Annotated in this window: 9 protein-coding genes; 3 read left to right on the forward strand and 6 right to left on the reverse strand. The window is 70.0% G+C overall.

The features are described from left to right. Positions 1-41 precede the first annotated feature (41 nt). Both Q0741_RS16175 and Q0741_RS16180 read right to left on the reverse strand, forming a co-directional pair. The gene (locus tag Q0741_RS16175) at positions 42-698 is read right to left on the reverse strand and encodes a response regulator (RefSeq protein WP_298234227.1); all 657 of its coding nucleotides are present in this window, start codon (positions 696-698) and stop codon (positions 42-44) included. Positions 699-801: 103 nt separating this feature from the next. Further along, entirely contained in the window at positions 802-2,838 is a 2,037-nt protein-coding gene (locus Q0741_RS16180) for an ATP-binding protein (RefSeq protein ID WP_298234228.1), read from the reverse strand. Between the two features lie 108 nt (positions 2,839-2,946). Here Q0741_RS16180 and Q0741_RS16185 point away from each other — a divergent pair, with 108 nt between their 5' ends. From Q0741_RS16185 to Q0741_RS16195, 3 genes are all read left to right on the forward strand, one after another. Further along, on the forward strand, positions 2,947-5,241 hold the full coding sequence (locus Q0741_RS16185) for an NADP-dependent malic enzyme (RefSeq protein ID WP_298234229.1): 2,295 nt from the start codon (positions 2,947-2,949) through the stop codon (positions 5,239-5,241). Between the two features lie 310 nt (positions 5,242-5,551). Next, positions 5,552-5,899, forward strand: coding sequence for a ribonuclease domain-containing protein (locus Q0741_RS16190; protein ID WP_298234237.1), 348 nt, complete (start codon positions 5,552-5,554; stop codon positions 5,897-5,899). Between the two features lie 33 nt (positions 5,900-5,932). Further along, the gene (locus Q0741_RS16195; RefSeq protein WP_298234230.1) at positions 5,933-6,328 is read left to right on the forward strand and encodes a barstar family protein; all 396 of its coding nucleotides are present in this window, start codon (positions 5,933-5,935) and stop codon (positions 6,326-6,328) included. Here Q0741_RS16195 and Q0741_RS16200 read toward each other — a convergent pair. From Q0741_RS16200 to Q0741_RS16215, 4 genes are all read right to left on the reverse strand, one after another. Beyond that, entirely contained in the window at positions 6,303-6,554 is a 252-nt protein-coding gene (locus tag Q0741_RS16200; RefSeq protein WP_298234231.1) for a hypothetical protein, read from the reverse strand. The genes Q0741_RS16195 and Q0741_RS16200 overlap by 26 nt on opposite strands. Before the next feature lie 31 nt (positions 6,555-6,585). Further along, positions 6,586-7,365 (reverse strand): 16S rRNA (adenine(1518)-N(6)/adenine(1519)-N(6))-dimethyltransferase RsmA, encoded by a 780-nt coding sequence (rsmA, locus tag Q0741_RS16205; protein ID WP_298234232.1) that lies wholly within the window; start codon positions 7,363-7,365, stop codon positions 6,586-6,588. Positions 7,366-7,367: 2 nt separating this feature from the next. After that, on the reverse strand, positions 7,368-8,702 hold the full coding sequence (locus tag Q0741_RS16210) for a peptidylprolyl isomerase (RefSeq protein ID WP_298234233.1): 1,335 nt from the start codon (positions 8,700-8,702) through the stop codon (positions 7,368-7,370). 64 nt (positions 8,703-8,766) lie between these two features. Then, on the reverse strand, positions 8,767-11,175 hold a 2,409-nt coding region (locus tag Q0741_RS16215; RefSeq protein WP_298234234.1), incomplete at its 5' end, for an LPS assembly protein LptD.

An 11,175-nucleotide genomic window follows, 5' to 3' on the forward strand; every position in this document is an offset into this window, starting at 1 on the left:
CAGGACGAACGGAATACACCACTTGCGAGCGCCGCATCGAATCAGCCCTGGCCCTGCTCGCGCAGCAGGTTGGCCAGTTCGACGGCGGACTTCACGTTCATCTTTTCGAACAGCCGCGCGCGGTGCACTTCCACCGTGCGCACGCTGATGCCCAGCGCGTTGGCGATGAGCTTGTTGGGCTTGCCCTCGATGACGAGCTGCATCACATCGCGCTCGCGCTCGGTGAGCTCGGCCAGCGCCTGCGACTTGGCCCGGCTCTCGCGCCGGCGCGTGATGGCCTCGGCCGACAGTGCCAGCGCCTGCTCCACGCGGTCCACCAGCGCATTGTCGGAAAAGGGCTTCTCGACGAAGTCAAAGGCGCCGCGCTTGACCGCCGCCACCGCCGTGGGCACGTCGCCGTGGCCGGTGAGGAAGATCACGGGCAGCGCGGCGGTGACGCCGCGTTCGGCCAGGCGCTCGAACAGCGTCAGGCCGCTGGCACCGGGCATGCGCACGTCCAGCAGCAGGCACGAGGGGGACTCGGGCCAGCTCGCCTGCGTGGCGGGGGGCAGCGCATCGAGCATGGCCTCGAAGGCCTCGGCGCTGTTGAAGCCTTCCGAGAGCAGCCGCCGCGAACGCAGCAGCCAGGCCAGCGCGTCGCGCACCACATCCTCGTCATCGACGAGGTACACCATGGGGAGACCGAGCGGGGGTTGCATCGCGAGAGTATCGGCCATGTAAGTCCGCATTCAGGCGGGGGCGGTCCTTCGACAAGCCTGTCCTGAGCTTGTCGAAGGGCTCAGGGCGAGCGGGGAAAGAAGCTCAAGCCCGCGCCGGCACGGCGCGCGGCACGCGCGCGGCATCGGGCAGCGTGAAGCGGAACTCGGTGCCGCCCGGACCCTCGGGCTGCGGCGTGCTCTCGAACTCCAGCGCGCCGCCGTGCTGCTCGATCACGGTACGGCACAGGCTCAGTCCGAGACCCATGCCCTCGCTGCGCGTGGTGAAGAAGGGCGTGAACAGCCGCTGCGCCACCTCCGCCGGGATGCCCGGGCCGGCATCGATGACGCTGAAGCTCACGCGCCCCTCTTGCGACGGGTGCACGCGCAGCCGCAGCACGCGCTGCGGCTGCGGCGTGGACGTCTCCATGGCCTGGATGCCGTTGCGCGTGAGGTTGAGCAGCACCTGCTCCACCATCGTGCGGTCGCACATCACGCGCGGGATCGGGTCCGGATATTCCAGCTCGATGCGCGTGCCGCTCTTGCGCGCCTGCAGCCGCACCAGCGGCAGCACAGCGTCGATGAGCTGGTCGGCGCGGATGCTCTCGCGCGCCTGCTCGCGGCGGCGCACGAAGTCGTGCACGCTCTTGATGACGCGGCCCGCGCGCTCGGCCTGCTCTGCGATGCGCGTGACGGCGTGGCGCAGCATGTCGGGCGTCTGGTCATCGGGCTGCTGCAGCAGGTTCAGCGAGCCGGTGGCATAGCTGGCGATGGCCGCCAGCGGCTGGTTCAGCTCGTGGCTCAGCAGCGAGGCCATCTCGCCCACCGTGGCCAGCCGCGCCGAGGCCTGCAGCCGCTCCTGCTGCTGGCGCGAGAGCTCCTCCACCCGGCGCTGCGCGCTCATGTCCAGCACCGCGCTCATCCAGCCCGTGTGGCGGCCGGCGCCGTCCACCAGCGGGGTCTCGTAGATCATCACCGGGAAGCGCTCGCCGTCGCGGCGCATGAACACCGTCTCGAAGCCTTCCTGGTGCGGGTTGGCCACCGGCTCGGCCCGCATGCGCGCAGCCTGGCGCTCGGTGTACTCCTCGACGAACTCGGGCGGCCAGTACGGCGGCGGCACGGTGTGGCGCAACTCCTCGGCGCTGAAGCGCACCATGGCGCAGAAGGCCGGGTTGACGTAGGAAATGCGACCGTCGAGCGTGCGCGCGCGCAGCCCGGTGCTCAGCGAGTCCTCCATCGCCTTGCGGAAGGCCAGCGCCTCGGCCAATGCATGCTCGGCCCGCGCGCGGCGGCGCACGTCGCGCGCCAACAGCAGCAGCAGCGCGAACAGCACCACCGACAGCCCCAGCACCAGCGCCGTGGACAGGTTGGGAATGAGCTGCGGGCTGCCCTCGGCGCTGTCCACGCGCAGCTGCAGCGCGCTGCCCGGCAGCTCCAGCAGGTGGCGCGCGTGGTAGAAGCCCGCGCCGCGCGCCATGCCGGCGCGCGCCAGACGGGTGCCGTCCATCTCGACGATGGAGAACTCGTGCCGGCGCAGGCGCTGCGCGCCTGCGGACTCCTCCAGCAGCGTGCCCAGGCCGAAGCTCAGCACCACGAAGCCGTCGTGCCCACCGTCGCGCTGCACCGGGATGCAGGCGTCGATCACCTCCACGCCCAGCCCGCCGGGCTGGGGGACGAAGTAGCTGTGCGAGAAGGCCGGCGCGCTGGCACGGCGCGCGGCCGAGCAGGTCAGCTCGGTTTCGGCGCTCATCTGGTCGCGGCCAAGCTGCTCGAACAGCGGCGCGCTGTAGGGCGAGGCCAGGCTACCCAGCAGCGCCATGTCGGTCCCGCGCCGCTCCACGCGCAGCACCTCGTGCTGCGTGCGCAGCAACTCCGTGGCGCCGGCCTGCCAGGGCGCGGTGCCGCCGCCCCACAGCTGCGCCTGCAGCGCCTGCACGCTGCGCATCACGTTGCGGCGCAGCTCGGCCGACACCTCCTCGGCCACGCGCTCCACCGCCTCCTGCTGGCGCGAGGCCTCGTGGCGCACCGTCAGCATCACCAGCATCGTCTGCGCCACCAGCAGCAGCGCCACCAGCGCGCCCCACAGCAGCGTGCGCCGGATGCGGCCGGGCAGGGCATTGCGGAGGAACTGCAGGGCATTCATGGGGGCGCGCAGTATGCGTCAGGCACGCAAAGCTGCCCGAAGTTGAGGGGAGTCAACTTGACGACTCCTACAATCGTTGCCCCCCGCACAGCCAGAACGACTTTTCACATGTCCACTGCTGAAGACAAGCGCGCCGAGTTGCGCCGTGCCGCCCTCGAATACCACGAGTTTCCGAACCCAGGCAAGGTGTCCATCGCGGCGACCAAGTCCATGGTCAACCAGCGCGACCTGGCGCTGGCCTACTCGCCGGGCGTGGCCTACGCGTGCGAGGAGATCGTGGCCGACCCGTCCGCGGCCTTCCGCTACACCGCGCGCGGCAACCTGGTGGCCGTGGTCAGCAACGGCACCGCGGTGCTGGGCCTGGGCGACATCGGCCCGCTAGCGTCCAAGCCGGTGATGGAAGGCAAGGGCGTGCTGTTCAAGAAGTTCGCCGGCATCGACGTCTTCGACCTGGAGATCAACGAGCGGAACCTCGACAAGCTGGTGGACGTCATTGCCGCGCTGGAGCCCACCTTCGGCGGCGTGAACCTCGAAGACATCAAGGCCCCGGACTGCTTCTACGTCGAGCGCAAGCTGCGCGAGCGCATGAAGATCCCCGTCTTCCATGACGACCAGCACGGCACCGCCATCGTCGTGGGCGCGGCGCTGCTCAACGGCCTGAAGGTCGTGGGCAAGGACATCACGAAGGTCAAGCTCGTGGCCTCGGGCGCCGGCGCCGCGTCGCTGGCCTGCCTGGGTCTGCTGCTCAAGCTGGGCCTGCCGCGCGAGAACATCTGGGTCACGGACCTCGCCGGCGTGGTCTACCAGGGCCGCACCGAGCTGATGGACCCGGACAAGGCTGAGTTCGCGCAGGAGACCTCGCTGCGCACGCTGTCCGAGGTGATCGAGGACGCCGACGTGTTCCTGGGCCTGTCGGCCGGCGGCGTGCTCAAGCCCGACATGGTGCGGCGCATGGCGACCAAGCCGCTGATCTTCGCGCTGGCCAACCCCACGCCGGAGATCACGCCCGAGGAGGTCAAGACGGTGCGCGACGACGCCATCATGGCCACCGGCCGCACCGACTACCCGAACCAGGTCAACAACGTCCTGTGCTTCCCGTACATCTTCCGCGGCGCGCTGGACTCGGGCGCCACGACGATCACGGTGGAGATGGAGATCGCGGCGGTGCACGCCATCGCCGAGCTGGCACAGGCCGAGCAGAGCGAGGTGGTGGCTGCGGCCTACGCCGGCGCCAACCTGAGCTTCGGCCCCGAATACCTGATCCCGAAGCCCTTCGACCCGCGGCTGATGATCAAGATCGCCCCGGCGGTGGCGCAGGCGGCGGCGGACTCTGGCGTAGCCTCGCGCCCGATCCAGGATATGGACGCCTACCGCGAGAAGCTGCAGCACTTCGTTTATGCCTCGGGCACGACGATGAAGCCCATCTTCGCGGTGGCCAAGACGGCGCAGGCGCGCCGCGTAGCCTACGCCGAGGGTGAGGAAGAGCGCGTGCTGCGCGCGGTGCAGATCGTGGTGGACGAGAACCTGGCGCGCCCGACGCTCATCGGCCGCCCGGCCGTGATCGCGCAGCGCATCCAGAAGTTCGGCCTGCGGCTGGAGCAGGGCCGCGACTACGACGTGGTCAACATCGAGCACGACGAGCGCTACACCGACTACTGGCAGACCTACCACCGGCTGATGGAGCGCAAGGGCGTCACGGCACAGTTCGCCAAGATCGAGATGCGTCGCCGCCTGACGCTCATCGGCTCCATGCTGCTGCACAAGGGCGAGGTGGACGGGCTGATTTGCGGCACCTGGGGCACCACGGCGATGCATCTGGTGCACGTCGACGCGCTCATCGGCCGACGTCCGGGCGTCGAGAACTACGCGTGCATGAACGCGCTGATCCTGCCGAACAAGCAACTGTTCCTGGTGGACACGCACGTCAACTACGACCCGACGGCCGCGCAGATCGCCGAGATCACCATCCTGGCCGCGGAAGAACTGCGCCGCTTCGGCATCGAGCCCAAGGCCGCGCTGCTGTCGCACTCCAACTTCGGCTCCAGCAACCAGCCCTCGGCCGTGAAGATGCGCGAGGCCCTGGCGCTGGTGCAGGAGCAGGCGCCGTGGCTGGAAGTGGACGGCGAGATGCACGGCGACACCGCGCTGGACCCCAAGCAGCGCGAGGCGCAGATGCCGCGCAGCACACTCACGGGCGAGGCCAACTTGCTGGTGCTGCCCAATATCGACGCGGCCAACATCGCCTACAACCTGCTCAAGACGGCCGCGGGCGGCGGCATCGCCATCGGCCCGATCCTGCTGGGCGCGGCCAAGCCGGTGCACATCCTCACGCCCTCGGCCACCGTGCGTCGCATCGTCAACATGACGGCACTGACGGTCGCAGACGCCAACGCGCCGCGCTGATCCCGCGCAGCCCTTGCGCCGGCGCGGCCGCCTGAGGCGTGCCGCGCCTCCCGCGCCCGGTGCGCTCCGGACCGACATGCATGGTCCTGGTGCGCCCGGGTGCGGAATCTTCACGCCTCTGCCCCTTATAGCCTTCGGCTACTGCTGCAATTTGAGGCAAAAACTTGAGGTTCCTTAGGGCTTTCGTTACCATCCTGCCTTTCGCAGATTTCAGGGTTATCCCGTGTTGAGGAGTGCTCAGCCGCAGCGACGGTGGTTCTTGCGCAAGTGGGGATTCGCTTTCGTTGCAGCCGCCGCACTCTTGGGCGGCATGGGTTGGGAGCCGGCGTGGAGCCGAACCCCGGCCGATGCGCCAGCCGCGCTGCAGGAGGTGCCACTGTCGGCCTTGCCGGCACCGGCGCAGTCCACCGAACGGCTGATCCGCGCCGGCGGTCCCTTTCCCTACCAGAAGGATGGCAGCGTGTTCTTCAATCGCGAACGGCTTTTGCCCGTGCGCGAGCGCGGCCACTACAGGGAGTACACCGTGCCAACCCCCGGCCGCCACGATCGCGGCGCTCAGCGCATCGTCTGTGGCGGCAAACCGCCCACGAATCCTGAAGTCTGCTACTACACAAGCGACCACTACGCGAGCTTCAGCCGCATCGTGGCCGACCGATGACCGATTTGTGTGACTCCAGGAGGTAACGCGACCATGCTGTTGCAGACCGTCCGACCAAACATCGTCCAGTCGATACGCGCCTACCGCGTCGAGGACTTGATGCAGGCCGCCCAGGGCGCCGGCCAGCATTTCCTCCACGCTAACCTCAGCAACGCCCAGTCCAAGCAGGAGGTGCTGGAGAGCATCGCGCAGTCGTTCCTGTTCCCGGCGCATTTCGGCAAGAACCTCGATGCGCTCTATGACTGCATGACGGACCTGGTTCACAAGTCCGGTGCGCAGCCGGGCTTCGTGGTGGTGCTGGAGCAACTGCCCGACAACCCGCGCTTCGACCGCGAGGCGCGCGAGCAACTGCTGGACGTGTTCCGCGACGCGGCCGACTTCTGGGCCGAGCGGAAAGTCCCATTCAGGTGCTTCTATTCTTTTCAGTAGCCCGCTCCCAGGAAAACGGGTCATGGGAGCGGGCTACCGAGGTGGCCCCCACGGAAAAGCCGAAGGCCCTCACGAAGGCCCAGCAACAGGCGAATTTCGGTACCAACATGCCGCTCATGTGCAGCGCCTTCGACACGGCGATGTGGCGCAGCGCGGCCTGATCTGAAGCACCACGCTTCGGCACCGGTCCCCAAAGAAAAAGCGACCCTCGGGTCGCTTTTTTCATGCCCGGCTCCGGGCCCGCGCTCCAGGCGGCTTCAGGCCGTTGCCGGCGACAGCGCCGCCGCCAGCGCGACGTACTCGTCCACCGGCACTTCCTCAGCGCGGCGCTGCAGATTGAAATCGCCGTTGAAGCCGCGCTGCTCCAGCCAGCGGCCCAGCGTGTGGCGCAGCAGCTTGCGGCGCTGCGAGAAGGCCACGGCCACGAGCTCCTGCAGCAGCGCCGCGTCCAGCGCCGCCGGCTTGGGCCAGGGCAGCATGCGCACGATGGAGGAGTCCACCCGCGGCGGCGGCTCGAAGGCCTCAGGCGGCACGTCGAACAGCGACTCCACCTGGTAGCGCCACTGCAGCATCACCGACAGCCGCCCGTAGTCCTTGCCGCCGGGCGCGGCGGCCATGCGGTCCACCACTTCCTTCTGCAGCATGAAGTGCTGGTCCAGCACCACGTCGGCCGCGGGCAGCAGGTGGAACAGGATCGGCGAGGAGATGTTGTAGGGCAGGTTGCCCACCACGCGCAGCGGCCCCTGCGCGGCGCGCTCGGCGGCCAGCGCGCGGAAGTCCACCTGCAGCACGTCGGACTCGACCACCGTGAGCTCCGGGCGCCGGCGCAGCCGCGCCGCGAGGTCGCGGTCGAGCTCCACCACCGTGAGCGCGCCGCAGCGCGCCACCAGCGGGTCGGTCATGGCGCCCAGCCCGGGGCCGATCTCCACCAGCGGCTGCCCCGGGCGCGGGTCGATGGCGCGCACGATGGCATCGATGACGGCCGTGTCGGACAGGAAGTGCTGCCCGAAGCGCTTGCGCGCGATGTGCTGTCCCATGCTCAGCGCGGGTTCTCGCGCATCTCGACGTAGGCGCGCGAGCGCAGCTCGCGGACCCAGTCGGCATACGCCTGGTCGAAGCGCTGCTCGCGCAGCGCGTCGCGGGCGAGCTCGCGCAGCTGCTTGGGCTCCACCGCCACCTCGCGCCGCTCCAGCACCTGGATCAGGTGCACGCCGAAGCGCGAGACCACTGGCTCCGACAGCCCCATGGGCTGCAGCGCGTTCATGGCCTGCTCGAACTCGGGCACGAAGGAGCCGGGCGAGGTCCAGCCCAGGTCGCCGCCCTGCACGGCGCTGCCGTCCTGCGACTGCGTGCGCGCCAGCTCCTCGAAGCGCGCCTTGCCGCTCTCGATCTGGCGCCGGTACTCGGCCAGCCGCTGCTTGGCCACCTCCGCCGACAGCTGGGCCGAGGGACGCAGCAGGATGTGGCGCGCGCGGGTCTGCGTCACGCGCAGCACGGCGCTGTCGCGCTTGTCCTGCAGCTTGAGCACGTGGAAGCCCGCGCCGGTGCGCAGCAGCTGCGGCGCCACCTGCCCGGGCTGCAGGCCGCGCACCCGCTCCACGAACACATCGGGCAGCCGCTGCGCGGGCCGCAGGCCGATCTCGCCGCCGCGCTCGCGGTTGTCGTCCTGCGACACCTGGCGTGCCACGGCGGCGAAGTCTTCGCCGCCGAGCACGCGCTGCAGCGCCTGCTCGGCCTGCGCGCGCAGCTTCTCGACCTCCGCCGCCGACGCGCTTTCGGGCACCGGCACCAGGATCTGCGCGATGTTGAGCTCGCTCTGGCCCCCCATCTCGCGGCGCTGCTTCTCGATGAAGGCATCGATGTCGGCGTCGCTGACACGGATGCGCTGCTGCAATTCACGCTCGCGCACGCGCTCGATCATGATCTGGTCGCGCAGGTTGGCGCGGAAGCGCTGCATGTCGATGCCGTCCTGGCGCAGCCGGTCACGCAGCTGGGCCGGCGTGATCTGGTTCTGCGCCGCGACGCTGGCCACGGCACGGTCCAGTTCGGCCTCGTCCACGCGCGCGCCGGTGTCGCGGGCATGGCTCAGGATCACGCGCTCGTCGATGAGCGCCTCCAGCACCTGCTGGCGCAGCTGGTCCTCCGGCGGCAGCCGCTGCCCGGCGCGCGCAGCCTCGGCGCGGATGCGCGCCAGGCGCTGTTCGACTTCCACCGCCGTCACCAGCTCCTGGTTGACGACGGCCACGATGAAGTCCGCGGTGCGCGGTGCGCTGGCGGCGGCGAGGGCGGACGGCACCGGCGCCTGCAGCGCGCACGCCGCCAGCAGCCAGCCGAGCACGAGGGTCTTGGGCTTGCGAAACAAGGGTTCACTCACGATGGCTTGAGGGCGGCCACGACCGGGCCCGGAAAGGCGCGGCTGCGGGCCGCGCAACGGCAAATCACTCATACGAAGCAGGCGGCGGCAGCGGCGTGACGTCCTCGCGCAGCAGCCGGTAGCCCGGGATATTGTCCCTGAGGACCTGCAGCGGGCTGCTGCCCAGCCGCGAAAGACCAACCAGCTCCAGTTGCAGCAGCAGCCGTGTGGTGGCCTCGGTACGGCCAGTGGACAGTCGCTCGCCCACCACGCGGGCAATCCAGCAGCCCGCGTCGTACTCGAAGCCGACGATGGAGTCGGTAATGCGGCTGTCGCGCACGCTGTAGAGCACGCGCCCCACGCTGAAAAGGCTGCCGCCGCCGCAGTTGCCGCTGCTGCTGCCGCCCTGGACCAGCGCACCCGGCGCCCTTCCGTACACCGGCCACTGCCAGCCCGCTTCCAGCTGCTCGCTGGAGTCGCGCGTGAAGCGGTAGCGCAGGCTCAGCGTGCGGTAGGGCCCGGGCGAGTAGCGCGCACCCAGCACCGAGCGCGACACGCGCCGCGTCGAATGGTTGTATTGCAGCGAGCCGTCCAGGGCCCACAGCGGCGTCAGCCAGGACGAGCCCAGCAGCAGCAGGTCCGATAGCTGCTGCGTGATGGGCGTGCCTTCGGGCGTGAGCTGCTGGTCGTCGAACAGCACGCGCTGCGCCACGCTGAAGCGCGCGAGCTCCTGGCCGCCGGCCTCGTCCAGGAAGCGCGTGGTGACGCCGGCGGTGAGCTGGTTGGCATCGTTGACCCGGTCCACGCCCGAGAACGCGTTCTCGGTGTAGAGCGAGGTGATGTTGAAGTCCTTGCCCGCCGTGTCGAACAGCGGCAGCGCTGTCTGGTTGCGGTAGGGCGTGTACACGTACAGCAGCCGCGGCTCCAGCGTCTGGCGCAGGTTGCGTCCCAGCAGCCCGGAGGCGCGCTCGAACACCAGCCCAGCGTCGGCGCTGAAGGTAGGAATCACGCGCGAGGCGCTGGTGCGCCCGTCGCTCATCGCCTGGTCGGTGGCGTAGCTCGCCGCATTGAAGGAGAACTTGGGCGTGAACCAGCCCCAGGTCGTGCTGAAGGGGCGGCTGAGCGTGCCCAGCGCATGCCAGCGCGATCCGGTGATGGTGCCGGCGGCGGCTGTGGGCGCGGCGCTGAAACGGTTGAACTCGGTCTGCAGATCCATCCGCAGCCCACCGGCCAGCGCGCTGCCGCCCTGTACGCCGATCTGCGGCAGCCGTTCGTAGGGCGGAAGAATGCGGCCCAGCGGGTCCGGGTCCTGCAGCACCTGCCAGCTCAGCGCGCGGGCGTAGCCGGTCCACTGGCCGCCGGGCAGTCCGAAGTTGCCCAGGTTGCGGTCGGCGTTGAGGTCCATCGGCAGCAGCCGCGGGGTGAGGGTGGCGCCGGTGCGCGCGGACAGCAGCGAGGTCGAGCCGCGGGAGAAGTCCTTCCAGTAATCGTCGTCCGACACCCGCACGCCTTCGAGCCGGTAGCCGAAGCCGGCGCCGCTGCCGCTGTGGTCGAAGCCCAGCGCCCAGCGCTCGCGGTCGGCCACCCGGTCGTCGGGCAGCAGGTTGAAGTTCAGCCGGCCCTGGTAGGCCGGCTCCAGGTAGCGGAACTCGCTGTTGAGGCCCGGGCCGCGGCGTGTGGACAGCGTGGGCGTGAAGGTGGCGTCGCGGTTGGGGGCGATGTTCCAGTAGTAGGGCACCGACAGGTCCAGGCCGCTGCGGTTGTCGATGTTGATGTCGGGCGGCAGCCAGCCCGACTTGCGCGCGCTCGACAGCGGAAAGCTCAATCGCGGCGCGGCCAGGATCGGCACGCCCAGGAAGCGCAGCACGCCACCGCGGGCAACGCCTTCGTTGGCGTCCAGGTCCAGGTCCACCTGATCGGCCGACAGCAGCCAGTCCGGTGTGCCTTCGCCCTCGGCCGTGCAGCTGGTGTAGGTGCCTTCCGTGATGCGCGCGCGCTTGGGCCCCAGGAAGTCGATGCGCTCGGCCTGCCCGCCGGCCTGCGTCAGGGCCAGGAAGTACTCGGGCTCCAGCACGAAGCCCTCGCGGGTGTCGAGCTGCAGTTGCAGTTCCTGACCCTTGAAGCGGTTGCCTTCCTGCTCCACCCGCAGGTTGCCGCGGGCCTTGAGCAGCTGCTGGTCCTGGCGGAAGTTGACCTGGTCTGCCCACACGTGCAGGTTGCCCTGCTTCAGCTCGACGTTGCCCTGCGCCTCCATCTCCACGTCCGGGCGCCCGCCGATGCGGTCGGCCTGCACCTCCACCGGGCCGCCCTCGGGGCCGATCTGCGTGCGCCGCGGGTCGGCGGTTGCGGGAGCGACCAGCGCCGGGGCCGAGCCCCGGGCGGAGGCGGGCGTCGCTTCCGCCGGGATGCCGGCCGCGGCCGACACCGCAGCGGAAGCCGCCAGCGCCGCCGGCACGGCCGGTGCCGCCTCGGGCTCGGCGGGGGATCGGAAGAG

The sequence above is a fragment of the uncultured Azohydromonas sp. genome, from assembly GCF_937926365.1.
Taxonomy (GTDB): Bacteria; Pseudomonadota; Gammaproteobacteria; order Burkholderiales; family Burkholderiaceae_C; genus Azohydromonas.

Excerpts from the sequence above, each read along its gene's own strand:
- Q0741_RS16175 (WP_298234227.1), bottom strand. The coding sequence starts at position 698 with ATGCAACCCCCGCTCGGTCTCCCCATGGTGTACCTCGTCGATGACGAG.
- Q0741_RS16180 (WP_298234228.1), bottom strand. The coding sequence starts at position 2,838 with ATGAATGCCCTGCAGTTCCTCCGCAATGCCCTGCCCGGCCGCATCCGG.
- Q0741_RS16185 (WP_298234229.1), top strand. The coding sequence starts at position 2,947 with ATGTCCACTGCTGAAGACAAGCGCGCCGAGTTGCGCCGTGCCGCCCTC.
- Q0741_RS16190 (WP_298234237.1), top strand. The coding sequence starts at position 5,552 with ATGGGTTGGGAGCCGGCGTGGAGCCGAACCCCGGCCGATGCGCCAGCC.
- Q0741_RS16195 (WP_298234230.1), top strand. The coding sequence starts at position 5,933 with ATGCTGTTGCAGACCGTCCGACCAAACATCGTCCAGTCGATACGCGCC.
- Q0741_RS16200 (WP_298234231.1), bottom strand. The coding sequence starts at position 6,554 with ATGAAAAAAGCGACCCGAGGGTCGCTTTTTCTTTGGGGACCGGTGCCG.
- rsmA (WP_298234232.1), bottom strand. The coding sequence starts at position 7,365 with ATGGGACAGCACATCGCGCGCAAGCGCTTCGGGCAGCACTTCCTGTCC.